General features: G+C 65.0%; 18 protein-coding genes. 10 read left to right on the top strand and 8 right to left on the bottom strand.

What is annotated here, in order from left to right; translation table 11 throughout:
- Positions 1-160 precede the first annotated feature (160 nt).
- The 4 genes from AC1RWL_RS28395 to AC1RWL_RS28380 all read left to right on the top strand — a co-directional run bounded on the left by AC1RWL_RS28395 (position 161) and on the right by AC1RWL_RS28380 (position 4,923).
- Positions 161-1,135 carry a YybS family protein gene (locus AC1RWL_RS28395; protein WP_256118838.1) on the top strand — a complete coding sequence of 325 codons (975 nt, stop codon included), beginning with the start codon at positions 161-163 and terminating at the stop codon, positions 1,133-1,135.
- Positions 1,136-1,157: 22 nt separating this feature from the next.
- Positions 1,158-1,733, top strand: coding sequence for a 50S ribosomal protein L9 (gene rplI, locus AC1RWL_RS28390; protein ID WP_256118837.1), 576 nt, complete (start codon positions 1,158-1,160; stop codon positions 1,731-1,733).
- Between the two features lie 198 nt (positions 1,734-1,931).
- Positions 1,932-3,218, top strand: coding sequence for a cyclopropane fatty acid synthase (locus AC1RWL_RS28385; protein ID WP_493096790.1), 1,287 nt, complete (start codon positions 1,932-1,934; stop codon positions 3,216-3,218).
- A 205-nt stretch (positions 3,219-3,423) separates the two neighbouring features.
- Positions 3,424-4,923: a replicative DNA helicase gene (locus AC1RWL_RS28380; protein WP_256118835.1), complete on the top strand. Its 1,500-nt coding sequence runs from the start codon at positions 3,424-3,426 to the stop codon at positions 4,921-4,923.
- Between the two features lie 153 nt (positions 4,924-5,076).
- Here the strand turns inward: AC1RWL_RS28380 and AC1RWL_RS28375 are convergent, their stop codons facing one another.
- The gene (locus AC1RWL_RS28375; protein WP_493096789.1) at positions 5,077-5,679 is read right to left on the bottom strand and encodes a hypothetical protein; all 603 of its coding nucleotides are present in this window, start codon (positions 5,677-5,679) and stop codon (positions 5,077-5,079) included.
- Positions 5,680-5,796: 117 nt separating this feature from the next.
- Here AC1RWL_RS28375 and alr point away from each other — a divergent pair, with 117 nt between their 5' ends.
- The 5 genes from alr (at position 5,797) to AC1RWL_RS28350 (ending at position 11,674) form a co-directional block, all read left to right on the top strand.
- The gene (alr, locus tag AC1RWL_RS28370) at positions 5,797-6,966 is read left to right on the top strand and encodes an alanine racemase (protein WP_493096788.1); all 1,170 of its coding nucleotides are present in this window, start codon (positions 5,797-5,799) and stop codon (positions 6,964-6,966) included.
- Positions 6,967-7,034: 68 nt separating this feature from the next.
- On the top strand, positions 7,035-8,438 hold the full coding sequence (radA, locus tag AC1RWL_RS28365; protein WP_493096787.1) for a DNA repair protein RadA: 1,404 nt from the start codon (positions 7,035-7,037) through the stop codon (positions 8,436-8,438).
- Between the two features lie 145 nt (positions 8,439-8,583).
- Entirely contained in the window at positions 8,584-9,231 is a 648-nt protein-coding gene (locus tag AC1RWL_RS28360; RefSeq protein WP_256118831.1) for a CvpA family protein, read from the top strand.
- A gap of 197 nt (positions 9,232-9,428) precedes the next feature.
- Positions 9,429-10,922, top strand: coding sequence for an amidophosphoribosyltransferase (gene purF, locus AC1RWL_RS28355; RefSeq protein WP_256118830.1), 1,494 nt, complete (start codon positions 9,429-9,431; stop codon positions 10,920-10,922).
- A gap of 11 nt (positions 10,923-10,933) precedes the next feature.
- The gene (locus AC1RWL_RS28350; RefSeq protein WP_256118829.1) at positions 10,934-11,674 is read left to right on the top strand and encodes an SDR family NAD(P)-dependent oxidoreductase; all 741 of its coding nucleotides are present in this window, start codon (positions 10,934-10,936) and stop codon (positions 11,672-11,674) included.
- A 280-nt stretch (positions 11,675-11,954) separates the two neighbouring features.
- Here AC1RWL_RS28350 and AC1RWL_RS28345 read toward each other — a convergent pair whose 3' ends face one another.
- From AC1RWL_RS28345 to AC1RWL_RS28320, 6 genes are all read right to left on the bottom strand, one after another.
- The gene (locus AC1RWL_RS28345; protein WP_493096786.1) at positions 11,955-12,992 is read right to left on the bottom strand and encodes an HlyD family secretion protein; all 1,038 of its coding nucleotides are present in this window, start codon (positions 12,990-12,992) and stop codon (positions 11,955-11,957) included.
- A gap of 5 nt (positions 12,993-12,997) precedes the next feature.
- The gene (locus AC1RWL_RS28340; RefSeq protein WP_493096881.1) at positions 12,998-14,572 is read right to left on the bottom strand and encodes an MFS transporter; all 1,575 of its coding nucleotides are present in this window, start codon (positions 14,570-14,572) and stop codon (positions 12,998-13,000) included.
- Positions 14,573-14,679: 107 nt separating this feature from the next.
- Positions 14,680-15,135 carry a MarR family winged helix-turn-helix transcriptional regulator gene (locus AC1RWL_RS28335; RefSeq protein WP_256118827.1) on the bottom strand — a complete coding sequence of 152 codons (456 nt, stop codon included), beginning with the start codon at positions 15,133-15,135 and terminating at the stop codon, positions 14,680-14,682.
- A gap of 134 nt (positions 15,136-15,269) precedes the next feature.
- Positions 15,270-16,121 (bottom strand): CDP-alcohol phosphatidyltransferase family protein, encoded by an 852-nt coding sequence (locus AC1RWL_RS28330; protein WP_256118826.1) that lies wholly within the window; start codon positions 16,119-16,121, stop codon positions 15,270-15,272.
- A 129-nt stretch (positions 16,122-16,250) separates the two neighbouring features.
- On the bottom strand, positions 16,251-17,060 hold the full coding sequence (locus AC1RWL_RS28325; protein WP_492649043.1) for a phosphatidylserine decarboxylase: 810 nt from the start codon (positions 17,058-17,060) through the stop codon (positions 16,251-16,253).
- Positions 17,056-17,565, bottom strand: a complete 510-nt coding sequence (locus tag AC1RWL_RS28320; protein WP_493158549.1) for a hypothetical protein — start codon at positions 17,563-17,565, stop codon at positions 17,056-17,058. Before AC1RWL_RS28320 ends, AC1RWL_RS28325 begins: the two co-directional genes overlap by 5 nt.
- A gap of 154 nt (positions 17,566-17,719) precedes the next feature.
- Between AC1RWL_RS28320 and AC1RWL_RS28315 the strand changes: the two genes are divergently transcribed.
- Positions 17,720-18,367, top strand: a complete 648-nt coding sequence (locus AC1RWL_RS28315) for a VOC family protein (protein ID WP_493096784.1) — start codon at positions 17,720-17,722, stop codon at positions 18,365-18,367.
- Between the two features lie 4 nt (positions 18,368-18,371).
- Here AC1RWL_RS28315 and AC1RWL_RS28310 read toward each other — a convergent pair whose 3' ends face one another.
- Positions 18,372-20,264, bottom strand: coding sequence for an ABCB family ABC transporter ATP-binding protein/permease (locus AC1RWL_RS28310; protein ID WP_493096783.1), 1,893 nt, complete (start codon positions 20,262-20,264; stop codon positions 18,372-18,374).
- Positions 20,265-20,380 lie beyond the last annotated feature (116 nt).

Raw genomic sequence — 20,380 nt, 5'->3', positions numbered from 1 at the left:
GGGGAAGACGGTTCGCGCCGCCTTCCCCATTTCCCTTCCGCGTTGGGCGCGGATCGGAGCCGCCGGCTTTTTTAAAGCCAAAACCCATGTTGGGGAGACGGTCCTGAATCAGTTTGTCAGGAAACTCCTCTAACTGTCTGACCAGACAGGACAGCGAACCGTGAAGAACCTGACGCCGACATCGATTGCGACCGGCCTGATTGCCGGTGTGACCGCCGCTCTGCTTTCGCTGAGCGCGAACGCGCAGTCGTCGTTTGCGATCGTGCTTTACGCCGCGTCCGCCCTTCCCATTCTCATTGCCGGCCTTGGCTGGGGCAATGCCAGCGCCTTGATCGCGGTCGTCGCCGGCGGCGCCATCGCATCGGCCCTCGTCTCCTCCTATTTCGCGCTGTTGATCGTCATCATCACGCTGATCCCGGCCGGTTGGCTGTCCAACCTCGCGAACCTCGCCCGCCCCGCCTCCGAGCTCGGCGGCCCGGACAACGCGCTCGCCTGGTATCCGCTGTCCAACATCCTCGTGCATCTCGCCATCATGGTGACGCTCGGCATGATCGCCGTCGGTGCGATCGTCGGCTACGACAGCGCCATGGCGAGCCAGCTCGTCGATATCGTCATCCAGACGCTGAAGGCGCAGGAGCCGCTCTACAATCCGGATGCGACGGCGATCGCCCAGCTCAAGGCCGTGTTCGCGCTGGCGCTGCCGCTGGTGCAGGGCGCGCTCTGGGTCTTCCTGCTGTTTGCGGCCTACTACATCGCCAGCTTCATCGTGCGCGTTTCCGGCAAGGGTCTTCGCCCGCGCGAAGACATGCCCTCGACGCTGCGCATGCACCGCAACGCCATCTTCTTCTTCCTCGCCGGCCTCCTCGTCGCCTTCTTCGGCGGCGTACCGGCGATCATCGGCGCGCTCGTCTGCGGCACCTTCGGGGCCGGTTTCGTGCTCGCCGGCTTCGCGAGCCTGCACTTCAGGACGCGCGGCAAGTCCTGGCGGCTTCCCGTCCTGTGGCTCGTCTATCTCTCGGTATTGCTCTTCACGATACCGGTCTTCGTCATCCTCATTCTGGGCCTGATGGACACGCGGCGCACCATAGCGCTGACGCCCACCGGCCCGGCGGAAAAGAAAAACCAGAACACCTGAACGTCACGAAAGGAACTCTAAAATGGACGTCATTCTCCTCGAACGCATCGCCAAGCTCGGCCAGATGGGCGAAACCGTAAAGGTTCGCGACGGCTTTGCCCGTAACTACCTGCTGCCGCTCGGCAAGGCGCTGCGCGCCAACGAAGCCAACAAGAAGCGCTTCGAATCCGAGCGTTCGACGCTCGAAGCCCGCAACCTCGAGCGCAAGTCGGAAGCCCAGTCGGTTGCCGAAAAGCTCGACGGCAAGTCCTTCATCGTCGTGCGCTCCGCCGGCGAAACCGGCCAGATGTACGGCTCGGTCGCTGCCCGCGACATCGTTGAAGTGCTCGCTGCCGAAGGCTTCAACATCGGCCGCAACCAGGTCGAGCTCAACACCCCGATCAAGGCGATCGGCCTGCACAAGGTCGTCCTGCACCTGCACGCCGAAGTCGAAATCACCATCGAGCTGAACGTTGCCCGCTCCGCCGACGAAGCCGAGCGCCAGGCCAAGGGCGAAAGCCTCACCTCGGCCGACGCCATCTACGGCATCGACGAAGACGCCCTGAAGCCGGAAGATTTCTTCGATCCGGAAGCTGACGGCGAAGACGAAGACGCTTGATCGTCAGGCATTTTCCAGGGCGGGCCGGCTTTGCCGGCCCGTTTTCGTTTCAAGGGCCAAAAAGCACGGCTTGAAATCCGGCTTCCCGCATCAATATTTATACTTCGTTAGACTGGATTGGCGGTCGGGCCGCTTCCCAGGCCGGTTTCCGACCCAGACCCGTCCCGCCACGTTTTTAAGCGCGACGGAGTTTAGCGAATGAAATTCATTGTACAGGCTCTCGTTTCCCGCCTCGTCGAGACCGGAAACCTGACGATCACCTACCCGGACGGAACCCGTCAGGTCTTCGGCGACGGCACGGGCAACCCGGTCCACATGCGTCTCAACAGCAGGAAGGCCGTGTGGGGCATCGCCCTCGATCCCGCCTACTATCTCGGCCATCACTACGGCACCGGCGATATCGACATCATCGAAGGCGACATATACGGCCTGCTCAAGGCCGTGTTCACCGGCAGTCCCGACTTCAAGTATTACGACACATTCTGGAGCCGCATGCTGGAGCGCGGGCGCTATCTCCTGCGCTGGGCACGCGAGAAGAACAGCATCGTGCGCTCGCGCCGCAACGTCCAGCACCACTACGACCTCACCGGCGCGCTCTACGACCTGTTCCTCGACCAGGACCGGCAATATTCCTGCGCCTATTTCGAGCGGCCGGACCAGACGCTCGACGAGGCGCAGCTTGCCAAGAAGCGCCACATCGCGGCCAAGCTCAACATCAACCGGCCGGGCCAGAGCGTGCTCGACATCGGCAGCGGCTGGGGCGGCATGGCGCTCTATCTCGCCCGCCAGCTCGGCGCCAAGGTGACGGGCGTGACGCTGTCGGACGAGCAGCACGCGCTTTCCGTGAAGCGGGCGAACGAGGCAGGGCTTGCAGGCGACATAGAATTCCTGCTGCAGGACTATCGCAACGCGGAAGGCCCCTTCGACCGCATCGTCTCCGTCGGCATGTTCGAGCATGTCGGCCGGCCGAATTACCTGACCTTCTTCAAGAAGAGCGCCTCGCTGCTGAAACGTGACGGCGTCATGCTGCTGCACACGATCGGCCGCACGGACCGGCCCTCCGCCAACAACCCGTTCATCGAGAAGTACATCTTCCCGGGCGGCTACATCCCTGCCCTTTCCGAGGTGATGCAGGCTGTGGAAAAGAGCGGGCTGGCGGTCACCGACGTCGAGATCCTGCGGCTGCACTATGCCGAGACGCTGCGCCATTGGCGGGAACGCTTCATGGCAAGGCGCGACGAGGCGAAGGCGCTCTATGACGAGAAATTCTGCCGGATCTGGGAATTCTACCTGGCAGCCTCCGAAAGCGCCTTCCGCTGGCAGAACCTCGTCGTCTTCCAGCTCCAGCTTGCGCATGACCAGGAGGCCTTGCCGCTGACACGCGAATATATCGGGCGCGGCGAGGATTGTCTCAAGGCGCACGAGGGCAATCCGAAGGGCGACCGGCGCGGCGCGCGGCAGTTCCCGCAGGAGGCCTCGCTCTGAGATTCGGCCTCGCCTTGAGATTCGGGATGTGAGTCAACCGAAAGCCAGCAGGCCCGGCGCAATCCGGACTTGCTGTGTCCCCGCCGCCTGTGGAAAAGTCTAACAACGGGCTTAAACGGCGAGAGCCTGCGGAAGCGCTTGACCCCTTCCGGCAAAGCGAAGAAACCAGCGGGCTTCGGAAACAGGGACGGGGAGATTCGGGACGATGAACGACGCTGCGCGAAAGCTCAACCAGCAAAATCGCGACAATGCGGAGCTGCATCACCGCGAGTCGCCGAACAACATCGAGGCCGAACAGGCGCTGCTCGGTGCCATCATCCTCAACAACGACGCCTATTACCGCGTTTCGGATTTCTTGAAGCCCGTGCATTTCCACGAGCCGCTGCACCGCAAGATCTACGAAGTTGCCGGCGACATGATCCGCATGGGCAAGATCGCCACGACGATCACGCTCAAGACGCACCTGCCGACGGATGTGAAGGTCGGCGAGCATACGGTCTCGCAATACCTGGCCGCCCTCGTCGGCGGCGCCGTGACGATCATCAACGCGGAAGACTATGGCCGCGCGATCTATGATCTCGCGCTGCGTCGCTCGCTGATCAATATCGGCGAGGACATGGTCAACATCGCCTATGACGCGCCGCTCGACATGCCGCCGCAGACACAGATCGAGGATGCCGAACGGCGCCTGTTCGAGCTCGCCGAGACCGGCCGCTACGACGGCGGCTTCCAGTCGTTCAACGACGCGGTTGCCCAGGCGATCGACATGGCGGGTGCGGCCTTCGAGCGCGACGGCTCGCTCTCCGGCATCTCCACCGGCATCCACTCGCTCGATGCCCGCATGGGCGGCCTCCAGCGCTCGGACTTGATCGTGCTCGCCGGACGCCCCGGCATGGGCAAGACCTCGCTTGCCACCAACATCGCCTACAACATCGCGGCCACCTACGAGCCGGAAGTGCAGGCGGACGGGTCGTTCAAGCCGAAGAACGGCGGCGTCGTCGGCTTCTACTCGCTCGAAATGTCCTCCGAACAGCTCGCCACCCGTATCATCTCCGAGCAGACGGAAGTCTCCTCGTCGAAAATCCGCCGCGGCGACATTTCCGAGGCCGACTTCGAAAAGCTCGTCGCCTGCTCCCAGATGATGCAGAAGGTGCCGCTCTATATCGACCAGACGGGTGGTATTTCCATCGCCCAGCTTTCCGCCCGCGCCCGCCGCCTGAAGCGCCAGCGCGGCCTCGATTGCCTGGTGGTGGACTATATCCAGCTGATGACCGGCTCGGGCAAGTCGAGCGACAACCGCGTGCAGGAAATCACCCAGATCACCACGGGCCTCAAGGCGCTCGGCAAGGAACTGAACGTGCCGATCATCGCGCTCTCCCAGCTTTCCCGTCAGGTGGAAAGCCGCGAGGACAAGCGCCCGCAGCTCTCCGACCTTCGCGAATCGGGCTCGATCGAACAGGACGCCGACGTCGTGCTCTTCGTGTTCCGCGAGGAATATTACGTGAAGAACATGGAGCCGCGCGACGAGTTCGACCCGAAGTACGAAGAGTGGAAGATGAAGTTCGAGGCCGTGAAGGGCACCGCCGATGTCATCATCGCCAAGCAGCGTCACGGACCGACCGGCACGGTAAAACTCGCCTTCCAGTCGGAATATACCCGCTTCACCGACCTCGCCGACCCGTCCTTCAGCCAGTACGAGCACTGAGGCGGACCGCTCCAAAATTCGGCACACCTCCTCCTCCGTCATCCTCGGGCCTGACCCGAGGATCCAGGCCGCGGGTGTGGCGTGGATGGTCGGGTCAAGCCCGACCATGACGAAAAGAAAGGTTGTGCGGATAGTCTAGGCCGCTTCCGGCCCTCACTTCTTGCCGAAAGCCGGTGCCTTGCAGAAATCCGCGACGATGGCGAGAGCGCGTTTGGCGCGTGCCTTCTGCTCCTCGTCCATCATCGGCAGGTCGAGCCTGTCCGCACACATGTCGTCAGGCGCGCCGCTCTCGCCGGAGAGCGACATGCGGCTGGTGCAGAGCAGCCCCTTCCCCGTCAAAACGATCTGCTGCGCCTCCGGCGCATCGAAGGCGACGGGGTTTCCTTCTGCGATCATGTCGTCGACCGAGGCATAGGCCGTGACGGCAGTGACGCGGCTGAGGTCCACGATGCCGAGCGTCAGGCTCGCCCATTGATCGGGAAATTGCAGGGCGGATGTGGTGCGCGCGCGGCAGGGCGCGCCGGAGACTTCGAGCCGTGTGACCAGCCGCGGCGCATTCGGGTTGTCGACGATCGAATAATAGATATCCGCGCTGTCGTCGCGCTCCGGCACGGCGCCGTCCTGCGCAAGGCCGAGCAGCACCGCATGCGCCTCGCGCATCTCGGCATCCGTCGGCGCATCCTGCCCGGCGGCCGGCGCGAAGCAGGCTGCGGCCAGCGCCACGCCCAAAACGATCGTCCGTGTCCGCGCCCGCATATGCTTCCCCGTTTGCTTCCCGGTTTTTTGGGCCGCACCATAGAGGCGCCCTTTCGCCCCGGCAATGCGGCCGGCGGGCGTATTGCCGCCATGATCCACAGGCTGTATCTCAAAACCATGAGCACGCATCACACGCCCGCCCGTTCCACCCTTCCCGTCGCCGGCGAGGACCATGCCCGCCTGACGATCGATCTTTCCGCGCTCTTCGACAACTGGCGCGCGATGGCGCGGCGCTCGGGCGCCGCGCGCACGGCCGCGGTCATGAAGGCCGACGCCTATGGCATCGGCCTGGAGCCGGCGGCCAAGACCTTCCACCAGGCGGGCGCACGCGATTTCTTCGTCGCCACCCCGGCGGAGGGCGCCGCTCTTCGCACCCTGCTCCCGGATGTCCGCATCTATGTTCTGTCCGGCATGTGGGCCGGCTCGGAACGGCTGTTCTTCGAATTCGACCTTGTGCCGGTCATCGTCTCGGAGGAACAGCTCGTCACCTTCATGGCGGCGATCTCCGATGGCGGCGACCTGCCCTGCGTGCTGCATGTCGATACCGGCATGAGCCGGCTCGGCCTCCGGGTCGAGGATGCGCTGGCGCTGGCGGGCGACGTCGCGCGCCCGGCGAGTTTTTCGCCGATCATGCTGCTCAGCCACCTTGCCTGCGCCGACGATCCGAGCCACCCGCTCAACCGGCAGCAGCTCCAGCGTTTCCGCTCCGCCATCGAGGCCTTCGACGGTATCGATGCGACACTCGCCAATTCCGCCGGCATCTTTCTCGGCGAGGACTATCATTTCACGCTGACGCGCCCGGGCATCGCGCTTTACGGCGGCACCGCCGTCAACGACGTGCCGAACCCGATGAAACCCGTCGTCACCGCCGAGGCACGCATCCTGCAGGTGCGCGAGGCGAAGGCCGGCGAGAGCGTCAGCTACGGCGCGTCGATGGTGTTCACCCGCGACACCCGCATCGCCGTCGCGGCCGTCGGTTACGCGGACGGCTACATGCGCAGCCTTTCGGGCTCCGGCGTGCCGCTGCGCACGACCAAAATCGCGGGCGCCAGCGGCGTGCTGCATGGCCGCACCGTGCCGCTGATCGGCCGCGTCACCATGGACCTCACCCATTTCGACGTTACGGACCTGCCGCCCGGCAGCGTGCGCGCTGGCGACTTCATCGAGCTCTTCGGCCGCCACATGCCCATCCAGGACGTGGCGCGCGCCGGCGGCACAATCGACTACGAACTCCTGACGAGCCTCGGCCGCCGCTACGAGCGGCGCTACGAGGCGGTGAAAAAATAGGACATGTTCCCGTTTTGTGCTAGAGGCTTCCGGGTCGATTCCCAAACCCTTCCGGAAAGCGCGATCTGATGGTGAAACCCCGTACCCAATTCATCTGCCAGAACTGCGGCACCGTGCATTCCCGCTGGGTGGGCAAATGCGAGGGCTGCGGCGAGTGGAACACCGTCGTCGAGGAAGACCCGATGGGCGGCATCGGCTCCGGCCCCGGCAAGGTGCCGAAGAAGGGCCGGCCGGTGGCGCTGACGGCGCTGTCGGGCGAAATCGAGGAAGCGCCGCGCATCCACACCGGCATTGCCGAACTCGACCGGGCGACCGGCGGCGGCTTCGTACGCGGCTCCGCCGTGCTGATCGGCGGCGACCCCGGCATCGGCAAGTCGACGCTGCTCATGCAGGCCGCCGCCGCCCTCTCCCGCCGCGGCCACCGCATCATCTACGTTTCGGGCGAAGAGGCCGTGGCGCAGGTGCGCCTGCGCGCCCAGCGCCTGCATGCCGCCGAGACCGACGTGCTGCTCGCCGCCGAGACCAATGTCGAGGACATCCTCGCCACCGTTGGCGAAGGCAAACGCCCGGACCTCGTCATCATCGATTCGATCCAGACGCTGTGGAGCGACACGGCGGACGCGGCCCCCGGCACCGTCACGCAGGTGCGCACCGGCGTGCAGGCGATGATCCGCTTCGCCAAGCAGACGGGTGCCGCCATGGTGCTGGTCGGCCATGTCACCAAGGAAGGCCAGATCGCCGGCCCGCGCGTCGTCGAGCATATGGTCGATGCCGTGCTCTATTTCGAGGGCGACCGCGGCCACCACTACCGCATCCTGCGTACCGTCAAGAATCGTTTCGGCCCGACGGACGAGATCGGCGTCTTCGAAATGTCCGACAAGGGCCTTCGCGAGGTCAACAATCCCTCCGAACTCTTCCTCGGCGAGCGCAACGAAAAATCGCCGGGCGCCGCCGTCTTCGCGGGCATGGAAGGTACGCGGCCCGTGCTGGTCGAGGTGCAGGCGCTCGTCGCCCCGACATCGCTCGGCACGCCGCGCCGCGCCATCGTCGGCTGGGATTCGGCGCGGCTCTCGATGATCCTCGCGGTGCTGGAGGCGCATTGCGGCGTGCGGCTCGGGCAACACGATGTTTACCTCAATGTGGCGGGCGGTTATCGCATTTCGGAGCCGGCGGCGGACCTTGCCGTCGCGTCTGCGCTGGTTTCGTCGCTCGCCGGACTTGCCCTTCCCGCAGATTGCGTCTATTTCGGCGAAGTCAGCCTGTCGGGCGCCATTCGCCCGGTGGCGCACACCGCCCAGCGCCTCAAGGAGGCGGAAAAACTGGGGTTTTCGCAGGCCGTGCTCCCCGCCGGTTCCGCCGATCTGCCGAAAGGCACGGGCGGCCGCTGGAGCGAGATCGACAGCCTGCCGGATCTGGTGGCGCGCATTGCCGGATCGAAGGCCGCCCTCAAGCGGGAGGACGAGGACGTTTGACGCCCTGCGGCGCGCGGCAAAGGCCTGTGGGAAACATTGGCCGCCGGCGTGCCGAAGCGGGACGACGGATAGGCCTTGCGTTAAGGTGCCCCCGGCTTTAGGCGACGTGGGCCCGGCGACATTTCGGGTTTGGAGTAGGACGAATATGCCCATCACAATTCTCGACGGTATCGTCATCGGCGTCGCGCTGTTCTCCGCCGTGCTGGCGATGGTGCGCGGTTTCTCGCGCGAGGTGCTCTCCGTCGCAAGCTGGGTGGGTGCCGCGGCAGCCGCCTACTTCCTCTATCCGGTCCTCCTGCCCTATGCGAAGGACTATACGACGAGCGACACGGTCGCGATGGTCGGCTCCGCCGCCGCCGTCTTCCTCGTCGCGCTCATCGTGATCTCCTTCATCACCATGCGCATCGCCGATTTCATCATCGACAGCCGCATCGGCGCGCTCGACCGCACGCTCGGCTTCCTGTTCGGGGCCGCGCGCGGCATCCTGCTCGTCGTCGTCGCCATGCTGTTCTTCAACTGGCTGGTCGCACCGCAGCAGCAGCCGTCCTGGGTCACCACGGCGAAATCGAAGCCGCTGCTCGACAATCTCGGCTCGCGCCTCGTGGCGCTGCTGCCGGAAGATGCCGACGCGACGATCCTCGACCGCCTGCGCGGCAAGCCCGTCGAAGGCCAGCCGACCGAGGGCGAAGGCGGCGCGGAAGACCCGGATGCCGCCACCGGCACGGGTCAGGGTACGGGCCAAGGTACGACGGGTCAGACGCCCGCCGAAGAGGTTCCGGCCACGAACGGATAAGTGATCAGGGGCGCCGCCACTCGCGATAATTGACGAAGGCGGGCACCCCGATTTTTTGATAGGATGAGACGATCGCCACTGATGCTTCCGGGCCTCGGTGGCAAATGCTTTAGGCCATACCCATATGGGCGTGGCCAGGACGCAACGAAGACCAGACCCGTGCAACCTCCTACGGTCCCGAGCAAAGGCTTGCAGCAATGAGCGATTTCAAGTTCCCCGGCCGCCACGATGACGATCTCGACGGCGACACGCTTCACGAAGAGTGCGGCGTCTTCGGCATTCTCGGCCATCCGGAAGCAGCCACCCTCACGGCGCTCGGCCTGCATGCGCTCCAGCATCGCGGCCAGGAGGCGGCCGGTATCGTCTCTTTCGACGGCAAGCAGTTCCACACCGAAAAGCACATGGGCCTCGTCGGCGACCACTACACCAACCCGGTGACGATCGCGAAGCTGCCCGGTACCATGGCGATCGGCCACACGCGCTATTCCACCACCGGTGAAGTGGCGCTGCGCAACGTGCAGCCGCTTTTCGCGGAACTGGAAGTCGGCGGCATCGCGGTCGCCCATAACGGCAACTTCACCAACGGCCTGACGCTGCGCCGCCAGTTGATCGCCGGCGGCGCCATCTGTCAGTCGACGTCGGATACCGAAGTCGTGCTGCACCTCATCGCCCGCTCGCGCTACACCTCCACGACGGACCGCTTCATCGACGCGATCCGCCAGATGGAAGGCGGCTATTCGATGCTCGGCATCACCCGCACCAAGCTGATTGCCGCGCGCGACCCCACCGGCATCCGCCCGCTCGTCATGGGCGAGCTCGACGGCAAGCCGATCTTCTGCTCGGAAACCTGCGCGCTCGACATCATCGGCGCGAAATACATCCGCGACGTGGAGAACGGCGAGATCATCGTCTGCGAAATCCAGCCGGACGGCTCGATCTCCATCGAGGCGAAGAAGGCGGGCAATGTGCAGCCGGAACGGCTCTGCCTGTTCGAATATGTCTATTTCGCCCGCCCCGATTCTGTCGTCGGCGGCCGCAGCGTCTATGTTGCGCGCAAAAACATGGGCATCAACCTCGCCAAGGAACATCCGGTCGAAGGCGACGTCGTCGTGCCGGTGCCGGACGGCGGCACGCCGGCAGCGCTCGGTTATGCGCAGGAGAGCGGCATTCCGTTCGAATACGGCATCATCCGCAACCACTATGTCGGGCGCACCTTCATCGAGCCGACGCAGCAGATCCGCGCCTTCGGCGTCAAGCTGAAGCATTCGGCCAACCGCGCGATGATCGACGGCAAGCGCGTCATCCTCGTCGACGATTCGATCGTGCGCGGCACGACGTCGCTGAAGATCGTGCAGATGATCCGCGATGCCGGCGCCAAGGAAGTGCATGTGCGCGTCGCAAGCCCCATGATCTTCTACCCGGACTTCTACGGCATCGACACGCCGGACCGCGACAAGCTGCTCGCCAACCAGTACAACGACGTCAAGGCGATGGCGAAGTATATCGGGGCGGATTCGCTGGAATTCATCTCCATCGACGGGCTCTACCGCGCCGTCGGCGGCGAGGACCGCAACCCGGCCCGCCCGCAGTTCACCGACCATTACTTCACCGGCGACTATCCGACGCGCCTCCTTGACAAGGAAGGCGAGACGATGGGACGGAAGATCTCGGTAATGGCAAGCAACGGATAATTGACAGCAGCATGAGCATCGACCTGAAAGACCGCATCGCGCTGGTCACCGGCGCGTCGCGCGGTATCGGCTATTTCACCGCCCTCGAACTCGCAAAAGCCGGCGCCCATGTCATCGCATGCGCGCGCACCGTCGGCGGGCTGGAAGAGCTGGACGATGCGATCAAGGCCGTCGGCGGCAGCGCGACCCTGGTGCCCTTCGACCTCACCGACATGCCGGCGATCGACAAACTCGGCGGCTCGATCTTCGAGCGCTGGGGCAAGCTCGACATCCTAGTGGCGAATGCCGGCATTCTCGGCGTGATCTCGCCGATCGGCCATGTCGAGGCGAAGGTGTTCGAAAAGGTCATGGCGATCAACGTCACGTCGACCTGGCGCCTTATCCGCTCGGTCGAGCCGTTGCTCTTGAAGTCGGATGCCGGCCGCGCCGTCGTGCTGTCGTCGAGCGCCGCGCACAAGTGCAAGCCCTTCTGGGGTCCCTACTCCGCCTCCAAGGCCGCCGTCGAGGCGCTGGCGCGCACCTGGGCCGCCGAAACGCAGCGCACCGCGCTTCGCATCACCTCCTTCGACCCCGGCGGCACCCGCACCGCCATGCGCGCCCAGGCAATCCCCGGCGAGGACCCGATGACGGTGCAGCACCCGTCGGAAGTGGCGAAGGCTATTCTGCCGCTGGTGGCTCGGGACTTCGCCGAGACGGGCAAGCTGTTCGATATGCGCCAGGGGCGGTTGCTGGATTATCGTTTGCCGGAGTGATCGGGCTGGTTCTTGCGGTCAGGCCGTTTCAACCAACCACGTCGCGCGTGCCGTGTGGATCCTCGGGTCAAGCCCGAGGATGACGGAGGGTGGGGTGACGGTTGGAAGGTGAACCACGAGCGTGTGTTGGCGGATAAGCCATTGGCGTTTGCGAGCGCGGGAGCCGTTGATGTTTATTGGTTGAGCGGCACGTATCTAGAGATTGCCCGCCAACCTCTCATCCGTCATCCTCGGGCTTGACCCGAGGATCCACGCCACACCCGAAAACAGCGCCTTTCGCCTATTCCCCCACCACCGTCCTCACCACCACCGACAACCCCGGAGCCAGGTGCTTCGCCAACTCCTGCCCCTCGTCGATCGCGATGCGCACGGGCACGCGCTGGGCGACCTTGGTGAAGTTGCCGGTGGCGTTGTCCGGCTTGATGACGCTGAATTCGGAGCCGGCGGCGGGGGAGAAGCGCTCGACGTGGCCGGTCAGTGTCGCGTGTTTCAGCGCATCGACGCTGACCTCGACCTTCTGGCCGGGCTGGATATAGGCGAGCTGGGTTTCCTTGAAATTGGCGATGACCCAGGTGTCATGCGGCACGACGGCCATGAGCTGCGTGCCGGCGGCGACATATTGGCCGAGCTTGACGCCCACCTCGCCCACCACGCCGTCGCGCGGCGCCGTGATGCTGGTGTTGGACAGGTCGATCTTGGCAAGCTCCACGGACGCTTCCGCGCCCGCCACGGCGGCGCGCAGCGAATCCCGGCTGACGATGATCGTCTGGAGATCCTGCTTGGAGACTTCGAGGTTCGCCTCGGCCTGCGAGACGGAGGCGTTCGCCTGGTCGAGCGTGGTGCGGCTCTGCTCGCGGTCGCTCTGGGTGGCGATGCCTTTGTTGGACAGTTCCTCGATGCGGTTCCAGTTTTCCTCCGCCCGGCGCTTGGCAAAGCGCGCGCTGTCGAGGGCGGCGTCGCTGGCGCCGATGCGCGCCTTGGCGGCGTTTTCCTGCTGCACGGAATTGGCAAGGGCCGCCTTCTGGGTGGCGAGCGTCGCATTGGCCTGCTCAACCTTCTGGCGGTAGATGCGATCGTCGAGGCGGGCGAGCACGGCACCGGCCTTGACGGTCTCGTAGTCCTTGACCGGCACATCCGTGACATAGCCGCTCAATTGCGGGCTGATCAGTGTCACGTAGCCGCGCACATAGGCGTTGTCCGTCGTCTGGACCTCGCTCGAAAAGGGCGGCAGGTGCCAGGCGTAGAGCACGGCGACGAGGCCGGCGATGCCGAGAAGAACGGCGAGTGCTGTGGCTGTGTGGCGGATATAAGTCTTCATGTCGGTCAACCTTCAACGGCCGCTTGCTCGCGGTCGCGCGCAATGGCCTCTCTGATACGAACGGTAAGCAGGTGGATAGCAAGGGCGGCCGCAGCCCCCACGGCCAAGAGCGCGATGACGAAGAACGCGTCGTTGTGGGCGAGCACATTGGCCTCGCGCGTCACCTGCTGGCTGAGCAGCGCCACGCCTTCCGCCTTCAGCACGGCGCTATCGACGATCGTGCGGCCATAGGCGGCGGAAAGCTGCGAGACGCGGGCGGCCACCAGCGGATCGGCGAGCGTCATCGCCTCGGCGAGAATGTTCGAGTGGAACTTTTCGCGCAGCGTGATGAAGGAGCCGAACAGCGCCGAACCGGCAAGCCCGCCAAGGCTCTGCGTCACCAGGAAGACGACGATGAAGCTCAGGATATATTGCGGCCCCTTGCGCAGCGCCAGCGTGAAGCCGGAGGCGATGGCGGGCGGCAGGAACAGGCTGCCACCGGCGGCGATCATCGCCTGGCTCCAGTACATCTGCTCGGGCCGCGTCAGGTTCGTCGCATGGCTGTCCAGGTAGGCGCCGACGCCGATCAACATCAGGGCGACCATGTGCAGGCCCGGCTCCCGGCCGGGCTTCAGGACGGCCGCGCAGACGAGGCCGCCGGCAATGGTGGCGAGCGTCACCGCGGTATAGAGGCCTATAAGCTGGTCATTCAGGAGCCCGGTAATCTGGAAGAAGTTGCCCGCGACCGCCGTCTGTTCGGCGAGCATCAGCCGGAAGAGGATCAGCACGCCGGCGAAATGCAGGATCTCGCGGCTGAACAGCCAGCGCAGGTCGATGAGCGGCGTCTTGCGGTTGAGCTCGATCACCGCGGCGATAGTAAGCGCAACAATCATCACAACCAGCAATTCGCCGATCCACTGCGCCTCCAACCACCAATAAGTGCGCCCGGTAGCGAGAACGACGGCGCCGGCACCGAAACCGATCGCGATGAACAAGTAGCTGACGATATCGAGCTTCTCGATCACCTTTACCCGCGGCGGCGCGGTCAACGGCAGGAGGTAGATGGCGGCGAAGGACAGCATGGCCAGCGCCACCTCGAACTGCAAGAGCGCCCGCAACCCGCCGAGATCGATCAGTGCCGGCGAGATCAGCCGGGTCAGCGGTGCGGCAAGCCCGATATTGGTGAGCGCCAGCGAGATGCCGACCGTCAGCTTGCGCGCCGGCGAGAAGGCTTCCAGCATGTAGAGGAAGCCGAGCGAGGACAGCGGTGCTGCCGCGATGCCGGCGAAGAAGCGCAGCACGATGGCGGACTGCAGGTCCGTGATGAAGATGTGCAGCACCGAGACGACGAGGAAGACGGCGATGCCGAGCTCGGCGAAGGGCCGCAGGCCATACTGGTTGCGGATCTTGATCAGCGCCAGCGACAGCGAGGCATTGGGCGCCATATAGGCCGCGATCAGCCAGACCGCCTCCGTGCTCGTGGCGCCCAGCGGCCCCTGGAGCTGGGGAATGTTGGCGGCGACGAGGTTCAGGCCGAAACCCTGGGTCATGGCCAGCAGCGTCGAGGCCGCCATATAGGCGGCCGCACGCGGCGGGGCCATGGGGGCTGGAGCCGGCGGCGGGGCTGGCGTCGCCTCGACGGATTGCTCCTCGACTGGCTCCTGCGGCTCGTCCTCTGTCCCGCGCGCCTCGGTGGCGGGAACGCTGCTCATGCCTCGACGCTTTCCCGACAGCTCTTGGCGATGTTTTCCGACATGGCGGCAAAGACCTTGACGGTCGTCGACATCTCGCTGGCGGAAATGCTCTTCAGCACGTCGGCGCGCAGCGAGCGGGCAAGGTCCAGCACCTCTTCGGCGACCTTGGCGCCGTGGGGCGTCATGGCGATCTGCTTGGCGCGGCGGTCACCCTCGACCGACTGGCGCTCGATGAAACCCTGCTTTTCCATGCCGTCGAGCAGGCGCACCAGCGTCGGCGTCTCGATATCAAGCTCGTCGGCGAGTTCGCGCTGGTTGAGGTTCACGCCGCGACCGAGGATAAGCAGCGCGCGGGCGCGCGGCAGCGTCAGCCCCCTCTCCTTCACCCGGGCATCGAACAGCGCGCGCATCTTGCGCTGCACGCGGGACAGGTCGTCGAGGAGGCGTTCGCGAGGATCGGTAGCGTTCATCTTGCTAGTCCAACTATTATTAGCTTGCTATCTATTTGTTTGCTAGTTAGTCGACCTGCAATAAAAAATCAAGCCCTGTCCACAAGCTGTAGACAGGGCTTTCATGGGGTTCACGCGGATGTGATGGCGAGGGTTTAGTGGCCGTCCGTTTCTTCCGGGAATTCGCTGGCGCCATGGGTGGTGGGCGCCGACCAGCCGCCGTATTTGCGCTTCCAGGAGCGCGCGCCGAAGGGCAAGGTCGCGAGATAGCCGACGACGGTCACCACCATGGTTTCCCAGGTGAAGCTCATCAGCGTCGCGACATAGAGCACGACGAGCAGAATGGCCGGCAGCACGAGATCACGGCGGATGCGGCTGCCTTCCGATTTGCCCGACCAGACCGGCAGGCGGCTCACCAATAGGAAGCCGATCAGTACGGTGTAACCGGACGCAAGGAAGCCGAAGAGCGGGCTCGGCGCGATGCCGAGGAAGCCGAGATAGACCGGCAGCAGCACCAGCATGGCGCCCGCCGGTGCCGGCACGCCGACGAAATATTCCGTCTGCCACTTCGCCTTGGTCTCGCGCTCGGCCATGACGTTGAAGCGCGCAAGGCGCAGGCCCGCGGCGATGGCGTAGATCAGCGCCGCGATCCAGCCGAAGGAGCGCGCCTGGTCGAGAATGAAGACGTAGAGCACCAGCGCCGGCGCCACGCCGAAATTGACGATATCGGCCAGCGAATCCATCTGGCCGCCGAATTTCGAGGTGGCCTTGAGGAGGCGGGCGATACGCCCGTCGATGCCGTCGAGAAAGGCGGCGAGCAGCACCATGCCGACGGCGAGCTCGTAGCGGTTCTCGAAGGCGAGCCGGATGCCCGTCAGGCCGGCGCAGATGGCGAGAACCGTGATGACGTTGGGGATGATGATGCGCAGCGGGATTTCACGCAGGCGCGGGCCGCGGGCCTCGTCGTTCGGGCCATTGGGCTCATAGGGCGGAAAGGGTGTGTCCATCGTTTGTCGCTTCGCTCGTTTAAGTGCGTGAACAATCAGGGGCGAATAGCGAATAGAGAGTAGCGAATAGCTATCATCTTCCGAAGCCTACTCTATTCGCTACTCCCTATTCGCTATTCGCGCCCTGTCTTATCCCCGACGACTAATCACCGGCCCCTTTGCCGAACCGAATTCCGCCAGCACCGTCTCGCCGGCAATCGCCATCTGGCCGACGCTGACGCGCGGCTCGGCCCCTGCCGGCAGGAAGACATCGAGCCGCGAGCCGAAGCGGATGAGGCCGAAACGTTCGCCGGCCTCCAGGCTGTCGTTCATCACGGTCCAGCACAGGATGCGCCGCGCGACGAGGCCGGCGATCTGCACCACACCGATCTGGCCATGTGCCGTCTCGATGACGAGGCCGTTGCGCTCGTTCTCCTGGCTCGCCTTGTCGAGGTCGGCATTGAGGAATTTACCGGCGCGATAGGCGACGCGCGAGACGCGGCCGCGCATGGGCGCGCGGTTCACATGGCAGTTGAAGACGTTCATGAAGACGGAGATGCGCATCATCGGCTGGTCGCCGAGCTCCAGCTCGGAGGGCGGCGTCACCATGGCGACCGCCGAGACGCGGCCGTCCGCCGGGCTGATGACGAGGTCGTCGTCCTGCGGCGTCATGCGCTCGGGATCGCGGAAGAAATAGGCGCACCAGGCCGTGAGGATGAAGCCGATCCACATCAGCGGCTCCCAGGCGGCGCCCAGCAGCAGCGAGGCGACGAAGAAGCCGGCCACGAACTTCCAGCCCTCCCGGTGGATCGGGACCAGGGTGCTGCGTATCGTATCGACCAAACTCATCTTCCGACATCTCCTGCTGTTTTCACGCCATGGACCTAGCGTGAAACGAGGGCGGGAGCAATGCGGCGTGGCGAATAGCCCCCAGCCGCTCCGCGCCTTCCCCGCGTCAATCCCGCTGGGGTTTCAAAGGTTCCGTGGAAGCAAATGCCGTTTCGATGCGCTTCAGCAGCCGCTCGGCGGCGGCGCGCGTGCGAAATTCGCGCGTCTCGAAGCGCCGGCCGTCCGCAGCACTCAGGATGACGGCCCAGGTCGAATCCCCCTCCATCGCCTCCACCTCGACCACCTCCAGGTGCATGTCGTCGTTCTCGCCGAAGGTGTCGCGCCGAAGCTTCAGGAACGGCCGCTTGCGCTCGATCACGATGCGGCCCGGCCCGACGATCCACAGCCCGGCCGCGCCATTCAGCCCGGCCCAGGCCACCGGCCCGCCGACGGACCAGGCGCCCAGAATGAGAAAGAAGAAGAAGGGGCTGGTGATATTGGGCGGCCAGACGCCGGGATGCAGCTCCCAGGTCGCGACGATTACGACGAACAAGCCGGCGAGGACAAGAAACAGGCGCAGCGCGAAGGGCACCGGAACGGGGTGCCGGAACAGGCCGTCTTCGCCGATCGTGTCCATCATCGACCTCCTGGGTCCATCATGCGCCTCACCTTCTAACTTGGTGTTGACAAGCTTTGATCAACAGGGGCAAAATTTTCGTGTTGCTGTAGGGCGCATCGGCAAGGGCCGAAGGGGCAATGCCCACCTGCGAACCGAAACCGTAGCTGCGCCCATGCCCAATCTCGAAAACCTCAAGAAGCAGGCCAAGCAATATCTGCGCTGGCATCGCGACGGGCACTATCCGGTGGCCGCGGCCATCCGCGCCGCCCTGCCCCGCTTCCGGCCCCTCACCGATCGTGAGGTGCTGGACGCGCCGTTCTCGCTTGCCGATGCGCAGGAGCTTGTCGCCCGCCAGAACGGGTTTGAAGGATGGCAGGCGCTCAGGACAGGAGTCCCCGCCATGAGCGACACGACCGAAAAGAAACCCGAACAGCCCTTCCTCAGCGGTGCGGAGCCGGTGCTTTACGTCACCGATTTTCCCGCCTCGCTTGCCTTCTTCACTGAAAAACTCGGCTTTTCCGTCGATTTCACCTATGGCGACCCGCCGTTCTACGGCGTGGTCCAGCGCGACCGGGCGCGGCTCTGCCTGCGCTTCGTCGACGAGCCCGTCTTCGTCGGCGACATCCGCCGCCGCGAGGAGCTTCTGTCGGCCGCGATCACGCTCGACAGCGCGGCCGCGATCAAGCAGCTCTTCCTCGATTACCAGGCGGCCGGCGTCACCTTTCACCTGCCGCTGAAGACACAGCCCTGGGGCGCGCGCAACTTCATCCTGCTCGATCCGGACGGCAACCTGATCCTGTTTGCCGGCCCCGGAGATTGATGGGTCAGCTCGCCGCGGGATGGCGCACGACGATGCCGAGATCGTCGCTCTCGCGCACCTGCTTCAGCCGTTCCTCGGCCTGCACCGCCTCGCGCTGGCGGTTCCACATGGAGGCGTAGAGGCCGTCGTCGCGCTGCATCAGCTCGCCATGGGTGCCGCGCTCGGCGATAGCGCCGTCCTTCAGCACGATGATCTCGTCGGCCGAGATGACGGTGGAAAGGCGGTGGGCGATGACGAGCGTGGTGCGGTTCTTGGAGACGACGTCGAGGGCGGCCTGGATTTCCTGTTCCGTGCGGGTATCGAGCGCCGAGGTCGCCTCGTCGAGGATGAGGATCGGCGGGCTTTTCAGGATGGTGCGGGCAATCGCCACGCGCTGCTTCTCGCCGCCCGAAAGCTTCAGGCCGCGCTCGCCGACCATCGCCCGGAAACCTTCCGGCAGGTGGCGGATGAAGGAGCCGATCTGGGCCGCCTCGGCGGCGGCCGAAACCTCCGCGTCGCTGGCGTCCGGCCGGCCGTAGCGGATGTTGTAGGCGATCGTGTCGTTGAACAGCACCGTATCCTGCGGCACCATGCCGATCACCGAGCGCAGGCTCTTCTGCGTCACGTCGCGCACATCCTGCCCGTCGACGGTGATCGTGCCCTGCTGCACGTCGTAGAAGCGGTAGAGCAGACGGGAGAGCGTCGACTTGCCCGCACCCGACGGGCCGACGACGGCCACGGTCTTTCCCGCCGGCACGTCGAAGGAAATGCCCTTGAGGATCGGGCGGGCCGGGTCATAGGCGAAAAACACGTCCTTGAAGGAGATCGCGCCCTCGGTGACGACGAGGTCGGCGGCGCCCGGCCTGTCCTGCACTTCCTGCTCGACCTCCAGCAGATCGAACATCTGCTCGATATCCGTCAGGCCCTGGCGGATTTCGCGGTAGACGAAGCCGATGAAATTGAGCGGGATGGCGAGCTGGATCAGCATCGCATTGATGAAGACGAAGTCGCCGACCGTCTGTTCGCCGCGCTGCACGGCCATCGCCGACAGCGCCATCATGACCGCCATGCCGACGCCGAAGATCAGCGCCTGGCCGAAGTTGAGCCAGCCGAGCGAGGTCCAGACCTGGGTCGCCGCCTTCTCGTAGCGCTCCATCGACTGGTCGAAGCGGCGCGCCTCCATCTCCTCGTTGCCGAAATATTTGACGGTCTCGAAGTTCAGGAGCGAGTCGATCGCCTTGGTGTTGGCTTCCGTGTCGCTGTCGTTCATCGAGCGGCGGATGGAGATGCGCCAGTCGCTCGCCCGCACGGTGAACCAGATGTAGAGACAGACGGTGATGGCGGTGACGACCAGGTAATCGAAGCCGTAGCCCCACCAGAAGATGGCGGCGGTCAGAAGGAATTCGATGAAGGTCGGGATGCTGTTGAGGATCGTGAAGCGCACGATCGTCTCGATGCCCTTGGTGCCGCGCTCGATGACGCGCGACAGGCCGCCGGTGCGCCGCTCCAGATGGAAGCGCAGCGACAGGCGATGCAGGTGCACGAAGGTGCGGTAGGCGAGCTGGCGCACGGCATATTGCCCGACGCTGGCAAAGAGCGCGTCGCGCAGCTGGTTGAGGCCGGCTTGCAGGATGCGCGCCCCATTATAGGCGAGCACCAGCATGACGGCGCCGAGCAGGAATGTCGGCAGCAGGTTGACCGCGTCCGCCTTGCCGTTCAGCGCATCCGTCGCCCATTTGAAGAAATAGGGCACCAGCAGCAGCACGACCTTGGACAAGAGCAGGAAGACCGACGCCCAGACGACGCGCATCTTCAGGTCCGGCCGGTCGGACGGCCACATATAGGGCCAGAGGTTCACCAGCGTGTGGAAGGGATTGCTGCTGTCGGCCGAAACCGTCTTCTTCGTCGTCGTTGCCACGCTGGCCTCCGCCGGACCGCCGTGATGATCCGGGAATCGCTCGAATGAAAATGCGGCGCCCCGTGGAGCGCCGCATCGTGCAGATAGGTCCTTGCCGGCTGCTTCGCAACAGTCCG

The sequence above is a fragment of the Shinella sp. GW821-FHT10F02 genome, from assembly GCF_058809275.1.
The sequence above is the reverse complement of the archived record's forward strand: the minus strand, read 5'-3'. Positions and strand labels throughout refer to the sequence as shown.

Coding starts and splice junctions, on each gene's coding strand:
- AC1RWL_RS28335 (WP_256118827.1), bottom strand. CDS start 15,135: ATGAACGCTACCGATCCTCGCGAACGCCTCCTCGACGACCTGTCCCGC.
- AC1RWL_RS28385 (WP_493096790.1), top strand. CDS start 1,932: ATGAAATTCATTGTACAGGCTCTCGTTTCCCGCCTCGTCGAGACCGGA.
- AC1RWL_RS28345 (WP_493096786.1), bottom strand. CDS start 12,992: ATGAAGACTTATATCCGCCACACAGCCACAGCACTCGCCGTTCTTCTC.
- AC1RWL_RS28380 (WP_256118835.1), top strand. CDS start 3,424: ATGAACGACGCTGCGCGAAAGCTCAACCAGCAAAATCGCGACAATGCG.
- AC1RWL_RS28375 (WP_493096789.1), bottom strand. CDS start 5,679: ATGCGGGCGCGGACACGGACGATCGTTTTGGGCGTGGCGCTGGCCGCA.
- AC1RWL_RS28315 (WP_493096784.1), top strand. CDS start 17,720: ATGCCCAATCTCGAAAACCTCAAGAAGCAGGCCAAGCAATATCTGCGC.
- alr (WP_493096788.1), top strand. CDS start 5,797: ATGAGCACGCATCACACGCCCGCCCGTTCCACCCTTCCCGTCGCCGGC.
- radA (WP_493096787.1), top strand. CDS start 7,035: ATGGTGAAACCCCGTACCCAATTCATCTGCCAGAACTGCGGCACCGTG.
- purF (WP_256118830.1), top strand. CDS start 9,429: ATGAGCGATTTCAAGTTCCCCGGCCGCCACGATGACGATCTCGACGGC.
- AC1RWL_RS28330 (WP_256118826.1), bottom strand. CDS start 16,121: ATGGACACACCCTTTCCGCCCTATGAGCCCAATGGCCCGAACGACGAG.
- AC1RWL_RS28350 (WP_256118829.1), top strand. CDS start 10,934: ATGAGCATCGACCTGAAAGACCGCATCGCGCTGGTCACCGGCGCGTCG.
- AC1RWL_RS28360 (WP_256118831.1), top strand. CDS start 8,584: ATGCCCATCACAATTCTCGACGGTATCGTCATCGGCGTCGCGCTGTTC.
- AC1RWL_RS28340 (WP_493096881.1), bottom strand. CDS start 14,572: ATGGCCCCGCCGCGTGCGGCCGCCTATATGGCGGCCTCGACGCTGCTG.
- rplI (WP_256118837.1), top strand. CDS start 1,158: ATGGACGTCATTCTCCTCGAACGCATCGCCAAGCTCGGCCAGATGGGC.
- AC1RWL_RS28320 (WP_493158549.1), bottom strand. CDS start 17,565: ATGGACACGATCGGCGAAGACGGCCTGTTCCGGCACCCCGTTCCGGTG.